Source organism: Thermaerobacter sp. FW80, assembly GCF_004634385.1.
Taxonomy (GTDB): Bacteria; Bacillota; Sulfobacillia; order Thermaerobacterales; family Thermaerobacteraceae; genus Thermaerobacter; species Thermaerobacter composti.
This window is the reverse complement of record NZ_CP037895.1, coordinates 881,701-898,642: the sequence shown is the minus strand read 5'-3', so window position 1 is coordinate 898,642 and position 16,942 is coordinate 881,701. Positions and strand designations below refer to the sequence as shown.

General features: G+C 71.7%; 11 protein-coding genes, 5 tRNA genes, 3 rRNA genes and 1 other RNA gene. All 20 read right to left on the bottom strand.

What is annotated here, in order from left to right; translation table 11 throughout:
- Positions 1 to 104: 104 nt before the first annotated feature.
- The gene (gene rsmI, locus E1B22_RS03915; protein WP_135224640.1) at positions 105 to 1,289 is read right to left on the bottom strand and encodes a 16S rRNA (cytidine(1402)-2'-O)-methyltransferase; all 1,185 of its coding nucleotides are present in this window, start codon (positions 1,287 to 1,289) and stop codon (positions 105 to 107) included.
- Positions 1,290 to 1,294: 5 nt separating this feature from the next.
- Entirely contained in the window at positions 1,295 to 2,245 is a 951-nt protein-coding gene (locus E1B22_RS03910; RefSeq protein ID WP_243123695.1) for a DNA polymerase III subunit delta', read from the bottom strand.
- 25 nt (positions 2,246 to 2,270) lie between these two features.
- Positions 2,271 to 2,600, bottom strand: a complete 330-nt coding sequence (locus E1B22_RS03905; protein ID WP_135225934.1) for a cyclic-di-AMP receptor — start codon at positions 2,598 to 2,600, stop codon at positions 2,271 to 2,273.
- A 5-nt stretch (positions 2,601 to 2,605) separates the two neighbouring features.
- Positions 2,606 to 3,388, bottom strand: coding sequence for a dTMP kinase (tmk, locus tag E1B22_RS03900; protein WP_135224638.1), 783 nt, complete (start codon positions 3,386 to 3,388; stop codon positions 2,606 to 2,608).
- Positions 3,389 to 3,772: 384 nt separating this feature from the next.
- Positions 3,773 to 3,847, bottom strand: a tRNA-Asn gene (locus E1B22_RS03895).
- A gap of 32 nt (positions 3,848 to 3,879) precedes the next feature.
- Positions 3,880 to 3,996 (bottom strand): 5S ribosomal RNA (rrf, locus tag E1B22_RS03890).
- Between the two features lie 93 nt (positions 3,997 to 4,089).
- Positions 4,090 to 7,073: ribosomal RNA gene (locus E1B22_RS03885) — 23S ribosomal RNA — on the bottom strand.
- A gap of 208 nt (positions 7,074 to 7,281) precedes the next feature.
- Positions 7,282 to 8,889: ribosomal RNA gene (locus E1B22_RS03880) — 16S ribosomal RNA — on the bottom strand.
- Together the 16S, 23S and 5S rRNA genes with 3 tRNA genes alongside form the textbook arrangement of a ribosomal RNA operon.
- 301 nt (positions 8,890 to 9,190) lie before the next feature.
- A tRNA-Glu gene (locus tag E1B22_RS03875) sits at positions 9,191 to 9,263 on the bottom strand.
- Between the two features lie 4 nt (positions 9,264 to 9,267).
- Positions 9,268 to 9,338: transfer RNA gene (locus E1B22_RS03870), tRNA-Gln, on the bottom strand.
- A 112-nt stretch (positions 9,339 to 9,450) separates the two neighbouring features.
- Positions 9,451 to 10,986, bottom strand: coding sequence for a glutamate--tRNA ligase (gltX, locus tag E1B22_RS03865; RefSeq protein ID WP_135224637.1), 1,536 nt, complete (start codon positions 10,984 to 10,986; stop codon positions 9,451 to 9,453).
- Positions 10,987 to 11,188: 202 nt separating this feature from the next.
- Positions 11,189 to 11,482: a pro-sigmaK processing inhibitor BofA family protein gene (locus tag E1B22_RS03860; RefSeq protein WP_135224636.1), complete on the bottom strand. Its 294-nt coding sequence runs from the start codon at positions 11,480 to 11,482 to the stop codon at positions 11,189 to 11,191.
- Between the two features lie 28 nt (positions 11,483 to 11,510).
- Positions 11,511 to 11,981, bottom strand: coding sequence for a YaaL family protein (locus E1B22_RS03855; RefSeq protein WP_135224635.1), 471 nt, complete (start codon positions 11,979 to 11,981; stop codon positions 11,511 to 11,513).
- 164 nt (positions 11,982 to 12,145) lie between these two features.
- Complete coding sequence (gene recR, locus E1B22_RS03850; protein ID WP_135224634.1) at positions 12,146 to 12,745, bottom strand: recombination mediator RecR; 600 nt, start codon at positions 12,743 to 12,745, stop codon at positions 12,146 to 12,148.
- A 16-nt stretch (positions 12,746 to 12,761) separates the two neighbouring features.
- A complete protein-coding gene (locus tag E1B22_RS03845; protein WP_167758944.1) occupies positions 12,762 to 13,088 on the bottom strand; it encodes a YbaB/EbfC family nucleoid-associated protein in 327 nt (108 codons plus the stop codon).
- The gene (dnaX, locus tag E1B22_RS03840; RefSeq protein ID WP_135224632.1) at positions 13,054 to 15,300 is read right to left on the bottom strand and encodes a DNA polymerase III subunit gamma/tau; all 2,247 of its coding nucleotides are present in this window, start codon (positions 15,298 to 15,300) and stop codon (positions 13,054 to 13,056) included. Before dnaX ends, E1B22_RS03845 begins: the two co-directional genes overlap by 35 nt.
- Before the next feature lie 386 nt (positions 15,301 to 15,686).
- Positions 15,687 to 15,950, bottom strand: an RNA gene (gene ffs / locus E1B22_RS03835) — signal recognition particle sRNA large type.
- 62 nt (positions 15,951 to 16,012) lie between these two features.
- A tRNA-Ser gene (locus tag E1B22_RS03830) sits at positions 16,013 to 16,099 on the bottom strand.
- 208 nt (positions 16,100 to 16,307) lie between these two features.
- A tRNA-Ser gene (locus tag E1B22_RS03825) sits at positions 16,308 to 16,394 on the bottom strand.
- A gap of 20 nt (positions 16,395 to 16,414) precedes the next feature.
- Entirely contained in the window at positions 16,415 to 16,915 is a 501-nt protein-coding gene (tadA, locus tag E1B22_RS03820) for a tRNA adenosine(34) deaminase TadA (protein ID WP_135224631.1), read from the bottom strand.
- Positions 16,916 to 16,942 lie beyond the last annotated feature (27 nt).

Genomic DNA, 16,942 nt, shown 5'->3' with positions numbered 1-16,942 from the left:
GGACGAGGTAGAGCTGCGATGGGAAGGCATCCCTGCGCCCCGACCACGGGGAGGACCGTGGAAGCCACGGGTGCAGGGCGTTCTCTCGTGGATGCGGTGGATCGTCAGCGGCTGGGGCCATCGTCCCGGCCGCGCTTTTTCTCCTGGGAGGCTGAGGCCCCTTCCGGAACCGGGCCCGTGTCCACGGCCCCTGGTCCTGGGGGCGCACCGTGGTCCAGATAGGCGCGGTACACCAGGCTCCGGCGCAGCCCGTGTCGCCGCGCCACCGTGCGCGCCGCGGCGCTGGGGGAAGCGCCCGCGGCCACCTCGGCGGCGACCTCGTCGGCCAGCTGGGCCGGCGAGGGCAGGGACGGGGATGACTGCGGCCCCGCCTCGCCCGCCGGCGGCCGGGGGGCCGGTTCTTCCGGATCCGATCGGCCCGCGCTCCGGGAGGCAGGATCGGCTTCGGCCTGCGGCCCGGCGGACGGGCGGCTGCGCGGACCGTCGGGCAGGCCGGCGGGTGCGATCACCAGCGTGTACTCGCCCCGCGGCTCCTCCGCCTGGAGCACGGGCACCAGCTGCGCCACCGGTCCCCGTCGGATCTCCTCGTGCCGTTTGGTCAGCTCGCGGGCCACGGCGAGATAAGCGTCCGGCAGCAGCGCGAGCAGATCCGCCAGGGTCGCGCGCAGGCGGTGGGGCGCCTCGTAGACGATCACGGCGCCGTCCCAGCCTCGCCATCCCCGCATCCGCTCCCGCCGACGCTCGGCGTCCCGCGGCAGGAAGCCTTCGATGAGGATCCGCGTGGCCGGGATGCCGGCGGCGGAGAAGGCGGCCAGGGCCGCGCTGGGGCCGGGCAACGGGACCACCGGTCGCCCCTCGGCGGCGACCCTTGCTACCAGGCGGGCGCCTGGGTCGGCCACCCCGGGTGTGCCGGCGTCGGTCAGCAAGGCCACCACCTGCCCGGCCGCCAGCCACCGGGCCACCTGCTCCGCGCGCATCGCCTCGTTGTGCTCGTGGCACGAGACCACCCGCTTCCGGATGCCGTACGCGGCCAGCAGTCGACGGGTGCGCCGGGTATCCTCGGCCAGTACCCGATCCGCCCGGCGGAGCAGGGCGAGCAGCCGGAGGGTCACATCGCCCAGGTTGCCGATGGGCGTGGCGCAGACGTAGAGGGTTCCGGGCCGGATCCAGTCCGCCGCGCCCCCTTCTTCCCCCGCCGGGTCCGCGGGGCCCTGGTCGGCACCCTGGCCCGGGCCGACGCGGGCGGAAACGGTAGGACCGGTCGCTTCCGCGCTGCGGCGCTCGTCCACCGGCGTCACCGTCCCCTGGGCCGACCCCCGGCGCCCCGCCCGCCGGTGGTCCGATGCCCGGGCCGGCCCGCTCCCGCCGGCGCCCCGAGGCAGGGAGCCCTCCGGGCGATGGCCCAGCACCGCGCACAGAAGACCTCGAGGGCCAACGACCGATTGGCGTTGGCTTGCCAGGCGCGCCGGAAGTCGGCCAGCGCCCGGGTCCAGCCCAACCGCCGGGCGGGGTCGTCGCCGGCCTCCTGCCGCCGGAGGAGCCAGACCAGGACGTCCGCCGCCGCCTCCGCCTTGTCGCCCCATTCCGCCAGCCTGCGGGCCGCATCGAGGGCGTCGACCAGGCCGCCGTGGGCCAAGGCGGCCGCCACCTGGCTGAGCGCCTCGGCCTCGGCGGCGCAGGCCGGTTCATCCAGATACGCTCGGGCCTGGGGGGCCGCATCGCCGTTCACCCGCAAGGCCCAAAAGGCCGCCTCCAGGCTGGTTCCCGTGGCCTCCGCCAGTGCGCGGGCCCGGTCTTCCCGCGGCCGCGGTCGGAAGGGGACGATCCGGCAGCGCGAGCGCAGGGTCGACAGCACCGCCGTCGGGTGGTCCGTGGTGAACACGAAGACCACGAAGGCGGGTGGCTCTTCGACGGACTTGAGGAGGGCGTTGGCCGCCTGCGGCGTCAGGCGGTCGATGTCGAACCACAGGACCACCTTGCGGGATCCCAGCTGGGGGCGCAGGGGGAGCGCGGCCAGCACGCGGCGCACGGTGTCGATGCCGTGCCCCTCGGGCACGAGCAGATCCGGATGGGTCCGCGCCGCCACCTGCCGGCAGGCGGCGCACGTCCCACACGGCGCACCCTCACGAGGCTGACGGCAGAGCAAGGCGGCCGCCGCGGCTTGCGCCGCCTCGCGCTGCCCCGCGCCCGGAGGCCCCGCCAGGAGGTAGGCATGGCTCACGCGGCGGGACCAGAGGGGTGCCATCGGCGTTGCCGTCGCGCGGGCGGCCTCAGACATGTTCGAATCGCTCCACCTGGAGCACGAAGATGGTCGCCCCGCCGACGATGACCTCGACGGGATAGGGGACGTAGGTGTCCACGGCGCCGCCGATGGGCCCCAGAGGGGTCACCACCTGCTCCCGTGGCCGGCACACGCGCTTGATGATCGCGACCACCTCGTCGACCTGGGCGTCCTCCGCGCCGACCAGCAGCGTGGTGTTGCCCTCCTTGAGGAAGCCGCCGGTGCTGGCGAGCTTGGTCGCGCGGTAGCCCCGTTCGACCAGCTCCTCGATGAGGCGGCCGGCGTCCTTGTCCTGCACCACCGCCACCACCAGCTTCACCGTGGTCACCCGCCCCTCTCGTCTCGCGTCATCGCGCGCGTCGACGCCGTGCCCTGGGTGGCCCGCTTTGGCGTGAGGGCGTCGGACCGCCCGGCGGGCCAGGCCGCGCCGCGGGCGAGACGTCGTTCCAGGGCCCGGCGCACGTCGGCCGCCACCGCCGGCTCGGGGCGGCTGGCGTCCACCAGCACCACCCGGTGCCCCTCCGTGCGCGCCAGGGCCAGGTAGGCTTCCCGAACCCGTTGGTGGAAGGCGTCGTCACGCCGTTCGATGTCGTCCCCGGGCCGTCGGCGCCGGGCCCGGGCCACCTCCGGCGGACAATCGAAGACCAGGGTGAGATCGGGCAGAAGGCCTCGGGTCGACCAGCGGTTGACGCTCCATACGGCATCCCAGCCCAGGCCGAGCCCCGTGCCCTGGTAGGCGAGGCTGGAGTCGAGGTAGCGGTCGCAGACCACCGTCTCGCCGGCGAGGAGCGCCGGCAGGATCACCGTCTCGACCAACTGGGCGCGGGCCGCCGCGAACAGCAGCATCTCGGCCACGGGAACGGGGCGCCCCTCCCCGTTGAGCAGCAGCTGACGCAGGCGCTCGCCCAGCGGCGTGCCGCCGGGCTCGCGAACGAGGCGACACGGGATCCCGCGCGCCCGGAGCCAGTCCATCACCACGGCGGCCTGGGTGCTCTTGCCGCTGCCCTCGACGCCCTCCAGGGTGATGAACCACCCCCGACCGGCCTCCGAGTGACCGGACGGCTCCTGCGTGATCCGTCGTGCGGAGCGCTGCGCCTGGGGGGCCACGGCCTCACCTGCTACGGTCGACGGTGGCTTGGGATCCCTCGCGTCCTAGGGACCCCTCGCATCTAGGTTCGCCCTGCGGCCCGGCCGTCCCTCGCACCCGGCCGACACCGGTGGCGCCCCTCCCGCTCCGGGAACGGTTGCGAGCCGGCGGCAATCCCGGGCCCTCGCCAAGCCGGGGGTGTCCGCAGGCGGTGCGCCTGGCGGTCCCGCGGCGTGGCCTTCGAGCGTTCTGCGGCGCGGGCGCGCCACGACCGCGGCCGCGCCAGGGTCGACGCCACGGCGCGTTCTTCCCCCGCCATGCGTCGGCGAGCGGCCACGCCCCGTTGGCGCCGGCGAAACGACGAACGGGCGACGGTGATGGACCGTCGCCCGCCCTCGACGTCCTGGCTCCAGCGGCAGGATTCGAACCTGCGACCCCCCGGTTAACAGCCGGGTGCTCTACCGCTGAGCTACGCTGGAACGCTGACGTCCGCAATTATAGCAAAAAGGCGTTCCGGCGGCGACCTACTCTCCCGGGCGGTGGCCCGCCCAGTACCATCGGCGCTGGAGGGCTTAACGGCCGTGTTCGGGATGGGAACGGGTGGGTCCCCTCCGCCATGGCCACCGGAACGGGGTGGGGGTTTTGCCCCTTGAGAACGGCACAGGGATGGGGGTGGTGGGGGTGCGGGGCTGCGCTTGGCGATGGGCGGGGGGTGGGTTGGCGGGTGAAGGCCTCGACCGATTAGGACCGGGTCGCTGAAGACCTTGCGGTCCTTACACGCCCGGCCTATCGACCTGGTGGTCTACCAGGGGTCTTACTCCCTTGGCGGGATGGGAGACCTCATCTTGGGGTCGGCTTCGCGCTTAGATGCTTTCAGCGCTTATCCGGTCCCGACATGGCGTTCCAGCCGTGCCCCGGGCGGGACAACTGGGATACCAGCGGTCGGTCCTTCCCGGTCCTCTCGTACTAGGGAAGGCTCCCCTCAAGTCTCCTGCGCCCGCAGTGGATAGGGACCGAACTGTCTCACGACGTTCTGAACCCAGCTCACGTACCGCTTTAATGGGCGAACAGCCCAACCCTTGGGACCGGCTGCGGCCCCAGGATGCGATGAGCCGACATCGAGGTGCCAAACCTCCCCGTCGATGTGGACTCTTGGGGGAGATCAGCCTGTTATCCCCGGGGTAGCTTTTATCCGTTGAGTCACGGCCCTTCCACCCAGGACCGTAAGATCACTAAGCCCGGCTTTCGCCCCTGCTCGACCCGTCGGTCTCGCAGTCAAGCACCCTTGTGCCTTTGCACTCCGCGCACGATTTCCAACCGTGCTGAGGGTACCTTTGGGCGCCTCCGTTACCTTTTAGGAGGCGACCGCCCCAGTCAAACTGCCCACCTGCCACGGTCCCGGACCCGGCTGACGGGCCGCGGTTAGAACGCCCGCCGTCCAAGGGTGGTATTCCACCGTCGGCTCCCCCGAACCTGGCGGCCCGGGTTCGCAGCCTCCCACCTATCCTATACATGGCCGGCCGACGTTCAATGACAGGTTGCAGTCAAGCTCCACGGGGTCTTTCCGTCCAGCTGCGGGTCGCCCGCGTCTTCACGGGCCGCTCAATTTCACCGGGCCCCTCGCCGAGACAGTGCCCAGGTCGTTACGCCTTTCGTGCGGGTCGGAACTTACCCGACAAGGAATTTCGCTACCTTAGGACCGTTATAGTTACGGCCGCCGTTTACTGGGGCTTCGGTTCGGAGCTCGGGCTTGCGCCCTCACCCCTCCCCTTAACCTTCCAGCACCGGGCAGGCGTCAGCCCCTATACTGCGCCTTTCGGCTTCGCAGGGACCTGTGTTTTTGATAAACAGTCGCCTGGGCCTGCTCTCTGCGACCCCCCAAGGCTCCGGCCGCCAGGGCCTTCACCTCAGGGGGCACCCCTTCTCCCGAAGTTACGGGGTCAATTTGCCGAGTTCCTTAGCGAGGGTTTTCCCGCGCGCCTGAGGCTTCTCGCCTCGCCCACCTGTGTCGGTTTCGGGTACGGGCACCGGAAGCCTGGCTAGAGGCTTTTCTCGGCAGTGGGGGATCGGCCCCTTCGCCCCCGAGGGGGCTCGGCATCGCGTCTCGGGACTCCCCGGGGGATTTGCCTCCCGGGGCTCCCTACCCGCTTGCACCGGCCCTCTCCAGCGGCCGGCGGTACCTACCCTCCTGCGTCCCCCCATCGCTCATAGCGGCTTCGCGGTGGTACCGGAATATGAACCGGTTGCCCATCGCCTACGCCTTGCGGCCTCGGCTTAGGTCCCGACTAACCCTGAGCGGACGAGCCTTGCTCAGGAACCCTTGGGCTTTCGGCGGGCCGGATTCTCACCGGCCTTTTCGCTACTCATGCCGGCATTCTCACTTGCCTGCGCTCCAGCCGACCTCACGGCCGACCTTCGCCGCCCAGGCAACGCTCCCCTACCACGGGCCTGCGCCCGTCCACAGCTTCGGCGCCGTGCTTCAGCCCCGGGTCATTTTCGGCGCAGGGTCGCTCGACCAGTGAGCTATTACGCACTCTTTCAATGATGGCTGCTTCTAAGCCAACATCCTGGTTGTCTTCGCGACCCCACATCCTTTCCCACTGAGCACGGACTTGGGGGCCTTAGCTGGTGGTCTGGGCTGTTCCCCTCTCGAGCACGAAGTTTATCCCTCGTGCTCTAACTCCCCCGGTGCACCGCGCGGTATTCGGAGTTTGCCTGAGTTCGGTAACCCGGGAAGGCCCCTAGCCCAAGCAGTGCTCTACCCCCGCGCGTCAGCCCGGAAGGCCCACCCTCAAGTGGTTTCGGGGAGAACCAGCTATCTCCGGGTTCGCTTGGCATTTCACCCCTACCCACAGCTCATCCGATGGTTTTTCAACACCAACCTGGTTCGGGCCTCCACGCGGTCTTACCCGCGCTTCACCCTGGCCATGGGTAGATCACCCGGTTTCGGGTCGACCGCCTGCAACTCGCGCCCTCTTCGGACTCGGTTTCCCTCCGGCTCCGGACCTGCGGCCCTTAACCTCGCTGCAGACGGTCACTCGCCGGCTCATTCTTCAATAGGCACGCCGTCAGGGCCTCCGCCCCTCCGACTGCCTGTAGGCACACGGTTTCAGGTTCTCTTTCACTCCCCTCCCGGGGTGCTTTTCACCTTTCCCTCACGGTACTCGTGCGCTATCGGTCGCTCGGGTATTTAGCCTTGGAGGGTGGTCCCCCCAGCTTCCCACGGGGTTCCACGTGCCCCGTGGTACTCGGGCACGCACCAACGGAGACCGCGAACTTTCGCCTACGGGGCTCTTACCCTCTCCGGCCGGCCCTTCCAGGCCCGTTCGGCTAGCCCGCGGTTTGCTCACTCCGCCGGGGCCCTGCCAAGCCCCGCTCGTGCGCCCCACAACCCCCGGACGGCAACGGTGGCAGCCTTTCCCACCGCCCGGGTTTGGGCTCCTCCCCTTTCGCTCGCCGCTACTCGGGGAATCTCGGTTGATTTCTTTTCCTCGCGGTACTAAGATGTTTCAGTTCCCGCGGTTCCCCTCCCGGACCTATGGATTCAGCCCGGGATGACGGGGCATTCCCCCCGCCGGGTTCCCCCATTCGGGCATCCCCGGATCGACGCCTGCTTGCGGCTCCCCGAGGCTTTTCGCAGCTTACCACGCCCTTCATCGGCCCTTCGCGCCGAGGCATCCACCGTGTGCCCTTCCTACCTTCATCCCGCGCGCCACCCGCCCGCCGCAGCGCCAACCGCCGCCCCGCGAGCAGGCACGCCTCCCCATCCACACGCCCCTTCCCTATGCCGTTGTCAAGGTGCAAAACCCGGCGCCGTGGGGCGCCCTGGTCCTTGAGAAGGGAGCGGCGCGTTTCCTCGAGGCAGGATCGACCTGGAGGGGACCGGGGCGGGCCCCGGTCCGGCACTCCTTAGAAAGGAGGTGATCCAGCCCCACGTTCCCGTAGGGCTACCTTGTTACGACTTCACCCCAGTCACCGGCCCCACCTTCGACGGCTCCCTCCCCACCGGAAGGGCTGGGACTTCGCGCCCCCGCCAAGCCCCACCCCTTCCGGCGGGGTTGGGCCACCGGCTTCGGGTGTTGCCGGCTCCCGTGGTGTGACGGGCGGTGTGTACAAGGCCCGGGAACGTATTCACCGCGGCATGCTGATCCGCGATTACTAGCGATTCCGGCTTCACGCAGGCGAGTTGCAGCCTGCGATCCGAACTGGGACCGGCTTTTAGGGATTGGCTCCCCCTCGCGGGTTCGCAACCCGTTGTACCGGCCATTGTAGCACGTGTGTAGCCCTGGGCATAAGGGCCATGATGATTTGACGTCATCCCCACCTTCCTCCGGTTTGTCACCGGCAGTCCCCTGTGAGTGCCCGGCCGAACCGCTGGCAACACAGGGCGGGGGTTGCGCTCGTTGCGGGACTTAACCCAACATCTCACGACACGAGCTGACGACAACCATGCAGCACCTGTCACCGCGCTCCCCAAAGGGGCACCCCAGCCTTTCGGCCAGGTTCGCGGTGATGTCAAGCCCAGGTAAGGTTCTTCGCGTAGCTTCGAATTAAACCACATGCTCCACCGCTTGTGCGGGCCCCCGTCAATTCCTTTGAGTTTCAGCCTTGCGGCCGTACTCCCCAGGCGGGGTGCTTAGTGCGTTAGCTCCGGCACGGAAGGGGTCGATACCTCCCACACCTAGCACCCATCGTTTACGGCGTGGACTACCGGGGTATCTAATCCCGTTCGCTCCCCACGCTGTCGCGCCTCAGCGTCAGGGCCAGGCCAGGCAGCCGCCTTCGCCACTGGTGTTCCTCCCGATCTCTACGCATTTCACCGCTCCACCGGGAATTCCGCTGCCCTCTCCTGCCCTCAAGCCCGGCAGTTTCGAATGCACCTCCCCGGTTGAGCCGGGGCCTTTCACATCCGACTTGCCAGGCCGCCTACGAGCCCTTTACGCCCAGTGATTCCGGACAACGCTCGCCCCCTACGTCTTACCGCGGCTGCTGGCACGTAGTTAGCCGGGGCTTCCTCTTCCGGTACCGTCAGCCGAGGGCTCCTCACCCCCGACCTTCGTCCCGGACGACAGGGGTTTACACCCCGAAGGGCTTCCTCCCCCACGCGGCGTCGCTGCGTCAGGCTTTCGCCCATTGCGCAAGATTCCCGACTGCTGCCTCCCGTAGGAGTCGGGGCCGTGTCTCAGTCCCCGTGTGGCCGACCACCCTCTCAGGCCGGCTACCCGTCGTCGCCTTGGTGGGCCGTTACCCCACCAACCAGCTGATGGGCCGCGGGCCCCTCCGGCAGCGACCGCCTCTCCAGCGGCCTTTCCTCCACACCCCATGCGGAGCGCGGACCGTATGCGGTATTAGCCCCAGTTTCCCAGGGTTATCCCCCACTGCCGGGCAGGTTACCCACGTGTTACTCACCCGTCCGCCGCTAGGAGACCGGAGAGCAAGCTCCCCAATCTCCCCGCTCGACTTGCATGTCTTAGGCACGCCGCCAGCGTTCGTCCTGAGCCAGGATCAAACTCTCCTCCGGAATGCTCACCCATCCCGCAGAAGAGCCTCCGGCTCCCCGCGTCGTCCGCGCCTCACCCCACCAGGACCCAAGCGCTCCCCCGCGCCCAGGCCCCGCAGAGTGAGACCTCCGGCTCGCAAGGCCTGCCTCTCCACACGCCACTCCCTTTTCAAGGACCAGGTGCGCCCGGCGCGGATGGCGCCGGCGGATCGTTATCCTAGCAGCCGCCCCGCCTGCCGTCAACCCTCGCGGCCGCGCCGCGGGCCGACCCGGAAGGCGGCTGCAGAGGCAACGCCCGGAATCGACGTTCCGGGCGCCGCGGTGCCCCGTACCGGACTCGAACCGGTGTCTCCGCCGTGAGAGGGCGGTATCCTAGGCCGCTAGACGAACGGGGCACTGCTGGGGATCCAGGATTCGAACCTGGACTACCAGGGCCAGAACCTGGCGGGCTGCCGTTACCCCAATCCCCACCGTCGCTCGCTTACGCTCGACTCCGGCGCGCCCGGAGGCCGTCCCTCGGACCGGTATCTCGCGGGCGCACGTCGCATTATAGCACGGTCGCCGCCGGGATACAACCGCAGCTCAGCCCCGGCCGCCCGCTGCCCCCGTGCCCGCCGGTCCGGGCGCGGGCGTCGCGCCGCGGGCGGCGCGCCGCTGGCGGATCCACTCGATCGCGCGGTGGATGCGCGCCAGGCAGCGATCGCGCCCGACCCAACAAATGACGTCGAACACCCCCGGCCCCACGGTCCGCCCCGACACCGCCAGACGCGTCGGATGGAAGATGCGGCCCGTGCCCACGCCCATGCGTTCGGCAAGACCGCGCAGCGCCTGTTCGATGGCGGCCTGGGTCCACGGCTCCACCCGCGACAGGGTCTCTGCCACGGCCTCGAGGATCGGGATCGCGTCGTCGCGGTCGAAGTGCTTGCGAACCCCGGCCTCTTCGTAGTCGGCGAAGTCGGCGAAGAAGTACCGGCTGGCCTCGACCAGCTCCCCCAGGGTGCGGACGCGCTGGCGCACGGCGTCCACGATGGCCCGCAGCCGCCGGCGCTCGTCCCCCTCGGGCGTCCCCTGGAGCAGACCGGCCTCCTGCAGGCGCGGGATGACCAGGTCCACCACCCGGTCCAGGTCCGCCGCGCGCAGATAGTGCCCGTTCATCCACGCCATCTTCTCGACGTCGTAGATGGCCGCGGTGCGGGACACCCGGTCGAAGTCGAACAGCCGGATCATCTCGTCCAGGGAGAGGATCTCCCGGTCGTCCCCCGGCGACCAGCCCAACAGCGCGACGTAGTTCAGGATCGCCTCCGGGAGGAATCCCTGCCGCCGGTACTCGTCGACCGCCACCGCACCGTGGCGCTTGCTGAGCTTGGTGCGATCCGGGGCCAGGATCATCGGGACGTGGGCGAACTGCGGCGGCTCCCACCCCAGGGCACGATAGACCAGCAGCTGCTTCGGGGTGTTGGAGAGGTGCTCGTCCCCCCGGATGACGTGGCTGATCGCCATGTGGTGGTCGTCGACCACCACGGCGAAGTTGTAGACCGGCATGCCGTCGGCGCGGGCGATGATGAAGTCGCCGATCTGGGCGACGTCGAAGGCGACCTCGCCCTTGACGAGGTCGTGGACCACGACCTGCCCACCCTCGGGCACCCGCAGGCGCACCGCCGGCCGGCGGCCCTCGGCCTCGAACCGCCGGCGCTCCGCGGGGGTGAGGTGCCGACAGCGACCGCTGTAGACGGCAGGCCGGCCCGCTGCCCGCGCCCGCTCCCGTTCCGCCGCCAGCTCCTCGGGGGTGCAGTAGCAGAGGTAAGCCTTGCCCGCGGCGAGCAGGCGGTCCAGCGTCTCCCGGTAGAGGTCGAGCCGTTGCGACTGCCGGTACGGCCCGTAGGGTCCGCCGACGTCCGGCCCCTCGTCCCAGTCCAGGCCCAACCAGCGGATGCTCTCCAACATGGGCGCGATGAGCTCGTCCCGGGACCGCTCCGGATCCGTGTCCTCGAAGCGCAGGATGAAACGGCCGCCGTGCTTGCGCGCGAACAGCCAGTTGAAGAGGATGGTGCGGACGCCCCCGATGTGGAGGTAGCCCGTCGGCGACGGCGCATACCGAACCCGCACCGGCTGGGACATCGGACGGCCTCCTCGCCACGCGGAATGCTCCCGCGGACGAACCGGCGCACCGGCGCCCGGGGCGCAGGGACGACCCACCCGGCAGTCGCCCGCGCTCCTCCCGGCCCTGCGACCGGCATCGGTCGCCCCGCGGGGCGGCCGTATCGTAGCAGAGCCCTTGGGCAGCGTCAAGGAAGGGCGAGGACGAGGGAGGCGGCGACCCTCAGGGTCGCCAGCGGGCCATGACCGCCACCAACGCCAAGGCGATCGCTCCCGGGAGCCCCAGGCTTCCGGCCAGCCACGCGGTGGCGGGGTTCCAGCCCACGTGCGCACCCAGGAGGGCCAAGAGCACGTTCAGCGCCAGGATCCAGCCCGTGCCCACCAGCAGGTCGCCCACCAGCCGCGCCACGGCCTCCCCGGCCGTCGACGCGCCGACGAGCCGCCACACCAGCGCACCCACCACGACCGCGGCCACGCCGGCGACAGCCCACGCGCCCTCCGTGGCGATGGCCCTCACCCCGCCTTCTGGGACCGCCCGGCCGGGGTCATGGCACCGCCCGCCGACCGTCGTCCGCGTCGGGTCGGGGTGGGAGCCCGCGGATCCCGCGCAGGCGGGCCTGTTTCAGCAAATAGGCGTAGCGCTTCTCCGCCGCCAGCACCAGGTGGATCGCCTGGTCCACCAGATCGCGATCCGTCACGCACTCGAAGTAGCGGCGCGCCTGCTCCCAGTCGCGGCGCGCCTGGTCGATGGCGGCCACCCAGTCGAAGTCGCCGTCGGCCGGACCAGCCGGCTCCGCGGCGGTGGCGGACGCAGCCTCCGGGGCGCTGGCGGCACCGGGCGCCCGCCCCTGTTGGGGCCGGGGCGCCGTCGTGGGCCCCGGTCGGCCCGGGTCGGCAGCCAGGATCCGCGCGGGGGCCCTGCCCCGGGAGGCCGGTTCGTCCCCGTCTCGGGTGGCCAGGCGTCGCCAGCGGAGAGGCCACCGCCGCCGCCAGATCCGCCCCCATTCCACACGCATGGGATCCCACGCCCCTTGCCGGCCTGCGGGGTTCGGGGCATCGCACCCCTGTCCCATCGGTATGCGGGAGGCCAGGGTTGTTGAACCGCCCCTGGGAGGCCAGCGACCGGCACCAGGGAAGATGGACCCATGGCATGGGGTTTATGCGCGGCGGGCCGGGTCGGCTACAGGGCCTGGCGCCCCTGCAGCGCCCGGGTCAGCGTGAGCTCGTCGACGTATTCCAGGTCGCCGCCCTCGGGTACGCCCCGGGCGATGCGCGTGACGCGGATCCCGAGGGGCTTGATCAGGCGCGCCAGGTAGAGCGCCGTCGCCTCCCCCTCCACCGTCGGGTTGGTGGCCAGGATCACCTCTTCGACCGGAGGGTCCGCCTGGAGACGGGCCAGCAGTTCGCGCACCCGCAGCTGCTCGGGACCGACGCCATCGACGGGCGAGATCACCCCGTGCAGCACGTGATAGCGGCCGCGATACTCCCGGGTTCGCTCCATGGCCACCACGTCCCGCGGCTGCTCGACCACGCAGATCAGCCGAGCGTCGCGGCCGGGGTCGCGGCACACCGCACACGGGTCGCGATCGGTCAGATTGAAGCACACGCTGCAGTACCGGACGCTGGCCCGCGCCCGGACCATGGCCTCGGCCAGGGCGCGCACCTCCTCCTGGGGGCGGAAGAGCAGGTGGTACGCCAGGCGCTGGGCCGTCTTGGGACCGATGCCCGGCAGCTTCTCCAGCTCGGCGATCAGCCGGGCAAAGGCCGGCGCGTGCTCCACGGCGGCATCCCGCCCCTCAGCGGCCCGGGAAGCCGGGCAGCTTGGGCCACTTGAGCCCCCCGGTCACCCGGGCCATCTCCGCCTGGACCAGCTCCTGGGCCTTGCGGTTCGCCTCGTTGACCGCGGCGACGATCATGTCCTGCAAGAGTTCCACGTCGTCGGGGTCGACGGCCTCCCGGGCGATCTCCAGCCGCACCAGCTCCTGCTGGCCGTTGACCACGGCCTTGACCATGCCCCCGCCCGCCGTGGCCTCGACCTCCCGCCGTGCCAGCTCCTCCTGCAGGCGAGCCATCTCCTGCTGCACCTTCTCAAGCTGTTTCAGCATCTTGCCCACGTTGCCCATGGGGCCGAAGCTCACGCCGCCACTCCTCCTTCACGGGGATCCATTGCCCGCCGAACAGTTCCCACGCCGCCTTCTGCACGTCGTCCAGGTCCGGTGGGTCCGGCTCGCGCCGGCGTTCCATGGAGGCGCCCCCGCCGGCCGGCCCGTCGTCGGCCGCCGCCGGCGCGGTCTCCCGGGCGTCGGCGGCCATCCCCGGGGCGGCAGCCCCGGTCGCCGGTCGCGGTGCATCGCCCCCGGACGCGGGGGCCGGGACGCCCACGCCGCGGCGCGCCGGCTCGGCCGAGGCCGTCGGCGCCGCCTTGCCACGGCCTCCTGCGTCCCGATCCCCGGACGCCGCGGATGCCGGCGGAGCAGCCCCTTGCGCCGCCGCTCCCGGCGTCGGCGGCGTGGGCTCCTGCCCCCCGTTGGCATCCTGCGGCGGGGGCGCCGTCGCGCCGGCCGGCTCGCCCCGGTCCCCGGGGTCGTCACCCGGCTCGTCCCCCGGGCTCCGCTCCCCGCGCCGGCGGTCGCCCCCATCCCGTGGCTCGCCCGCCGCCGGGGCTCGCGGGCGCTGCGCATCGGCCGCCGCGCGGGGGGATGGCCCCGCCGCCGCACCGCCCGCCGGCGACGCCGCTCCCTGGCCACCGCCGCTTCCGCCGCGGACGTCCGACCCGCCCGCCTCGACGATCACCCGCACTGGGACCGGAGTCCCCAGAAAGGCCTCGATGGCTCGGCGCAGCTGGGGCACCTTCACCTCCGCCGTTCGCGCCATGCCGGGCTGGGCAAAGGGAAGCTCCAACACATCGCCCGCCGCCCGGGGCTGGCCCGCCGTGCGCAGCAGCGCGTGCAGCGCCGTCCACTCCCGCCGCCGTCGCAGCGACCTCAAGAAGGCCTGCCACCGCGCGGCGAGGACGGCCGCCGGCGCATCGTCCGCCCCTCCGGCTCCCGTTCCCTCCCGGTCCGGCGCGATCGGCCCGGCATCCCCCGACGGGACCACCGGCCGCGGGCCGTCCTCGGCTCCGGCCGCATCGGCTCCGGTCCTGCCCTGCTGGTCCCGGCCGCTCGGCGCCCCCGCGGCCGACGGCTCGCGGTGCGCCCCCTCCGCTGCGACCTCCGGGGACGAACCGGCCGCGCGGGCGGACCGTTCGCCCACGGCCCGGATCAGGGCCGCCTCCAGCGCCAGCCGCGGCTGCCCGGTCCACCGCAGCAGGGACTCCCCCTCGGACAGGGCATCGAAGCAGGCCAGGGCCGTCTCGTCGTCGAGGCTGCTGGCCAACGACGCCAAGGCCTCCGCCAGGTCGGGCCCGGCGTAGAGCAGGTGCTCGGCGCCGAGGCCGGATCGCAGGGCCAAGAGGTCCCGCCAGCAGGCCATCCAATCCCTCAGCGCCTGGGCCAGGTCGACCCCGCGGGAGGAGAGATCGGCCACGGCGCGCAGGCCCGCCCCCACATCGCCCTCGACCACCGCGCGGCAGAGGGCCAGGATGCCCTCCCCCGGCGCCAGCCCCAGCAGGTCGACGACGGCGGACGCCTCCAGGCGATCGCCGACCATGGCCAGGCATTGGTCGAGCAAGCTCAGGGCGTCCCGCAGGCCTCCTTCAGCCAGGCGCGCCACCAGCCGCAGGGCCGCGGGCTCGGCCTCCACCCCCATGGCGTCGCAGACCGCCTGGAGTCGTTGCACGATCTGCTCGGGGGTCAGGCGATGGAAGTCGAAGCGCTGGCAGCGGGAGACGATGGTCGCCGGCAGGCGATGGGGCTCCGTGGTCGCCAGGATGAAGATCGCGTGGGCGGGCGGCTCCTCCAGCGTCTTCAGCAGCGCGTTGAACGCCTCCGTGGTGAGCATGTGGACCTCGTCGATGATGTAGACCTTGTACCGCGCCCGGGCCGGGGCGTACCGCACGCGCTCCCGCAGCTCCCGGATCTCGTCGATGCCGCGGTTGGAGGCGGCGTCGATCTCCAGCACGTCCATGGTCGAGCCGTCGTTGATCTCGCGGCACACGTCGCACCGGTTGCAGGGTTCGACCCCATCGGGCGCGAGGCAGTTGACGGCCTTGGCCAGGAGCTTGGCGACGGAGGTCTTCCCCGTGCCGCGGGGCCCCGCGAACAGGTAGGCGTGGGCGACCCGGCCGGTGCGCAAGGCGTTGGCCAGCGTGCGGACGACGTGTTGCTGTCCCACCACGCCGTCGAACCGCTGCGGTCGCCAGGTGCGATACAAGGCCTGGTAGGGCTGGCTCAAGCGAGACCCTCCCCGCCGCGAGCTCGGGATGCCGTCGGGACGGCAGCCCTCTGCCCGCCATGGCCGGGGATCCCCAACCCCCGATCCATCGCTCGCCGAGCGCGGTCGCGCAGCCGGCCGCGCAGCCACCCGCACGCGCCATCCCGAGGCGCCGACCGCCCTCCAGGCGCGGTCCTCCTGGCGCACCGGAGCCGCCACGCGCGCCCGGGACCGCGACCCGGGGCCGCCCCGGCCCGACGCCACCGGCCCCGACGCCACCGGCGTGGGCTGCACCCCTCCCCCCGTCGTACGTCCCGCGACCGGCGATCCGGGCGGCGGAGCCGGCCCGAAGCACGGGAGGGGCGACGGCGGTAGCGGATCCGCCGTCGCCCCTCCCGCAAAGGTGGCCGTGCACCCATCGTCGACACCCGCACCCGGGCGCCGGCCGAACCGTGGGCTCCGGTCCGGCTGCCCCGCGGCACACGCGGTGGCTCGCTTACCGTTGCTCCCTTCCGGGCCTGGCGGGGTTCACGAGTCCGCGTTGCGCGGGACCGGGCCCTCAACGCCCCGTGTCCGGTGCTGACCCCGACCGCGAGCGCCTCGGATGGGAATTCGACCCCGCTGTAGCGGATTGCGGGTACAGGGCACCGCTACCTCCCCGTCTAGCACGGCCCAATCCCCATATCGCGGCAAGGTGAGAAAGGGCAAAAGGTTCGCCTCAAGACGGCAAGGGCGGAAGGGGTGGGATTCGAACCCACGGTGGGCTTGCGCCCACACACGCTCTCCAGGCGTGTGCCTTAAGCCGCTCGGCCACCCTTCCCCGCCGACACGGCGTCGTGACAGCCGTCGCGTCTCCCCGTCGGACGAACCGGCTCCCGCGCACCCTCGACGCAGCGTGCCGCCGCGCCGTCACCGCGCGGGTCGTCCTTGCCTCCGCCATGCCGACCGGCGTCGTCGCCAGCGGCCCCGGAGGCGATCCCCTCGACGACAAAGGCGCCCGGCCGGCAGGGTGCCGTGCCGGGCGCGTGCGGAAGGGGTGGGATTCGAACCCACGGTGGGCTTGCGCCCACAACGGTTTTCGAGACCGCCCCGTTCAGCCACTCCGGCACCCTTCCGTACGCCGAGCCTCCTGGCCTCAACCGCGCAGCCCGCGGAAGAAGCCCCGGAGCAACGCGGCGCTGGCGTCCGCCAGCACCCCGCCGCGCAGCTCGACTCGGTGATTCAGTCTATCATGCTGCACCAGGTTCATCAAGCTGCCGGCCGCGCCGGCCTTGGGATCCGGCGCCCCGTACACGAGCCGCGCCACCCGGGCCAGGACGACGGCCCCCGCACACATCGGGCACGGCTCAAGGGTCACGTAGAGCGTGACCCCCTCCAGGCGCCAGTTGCCGAGCCTCGCCGCCGCCTGACGCAGCACGAGGATCTCGGCATGGGCCGTGGGATCGCCCAAGCGCTCGCGCAGGTTGTGGCCGCGGGCGATGACCCGACCTTCGTGGACCGCGACGGCCCCGACGGGAACCTCGCCGAGATCCAGGGCTCGGCGCGCCTCCGCCAGGGCCGCCTCCATGAAAACCACGTCGGGATCGGCGCCGGCGAGCTCGGTTGGCGCCGGTTCGTCCGCATGGCGATGGGACATGGGGACCCCTCTCGCCCCAGCTGCACG

Coding starts and splice junctions, on each gene's coding strand:
- tadA (WP_135224631.1), bottom strand. CDS start 16,915: ATGTCCCATCGCCATGCGGACGAACCGGCGCCAACCGAGCTCGCCGGC.
- E1B22_RS03855 (WP_135224635.1), bottom strand. CDS start 11,981: ATGCGTGTGGAATGGGGGCGGATCTGGCGGCGGCGGTGGCCTCTCCGC.
- gltX (WP_135224637.1), bottom strand. CDS start 10,986: ATGTCCCAGCCGGTGCGGGTTCGGTATGCGCCGTCGCCGACGGGCTAC.
- E1B22_RS03910 (WP_243123695.1), bottom strand. CDS start 2,245: ATGGCACCCCTCTGGTCCCGCCGCGTGAGCCATGCCTACCTCCTGGCG.
- E1B22_RS03845 (WP_167758944.1), bottom strand. CDS start 13,088: ATGGGCAACGTGGGCAAGATGCTGAAACAGCTTGAGAAGGTGCAGCAG.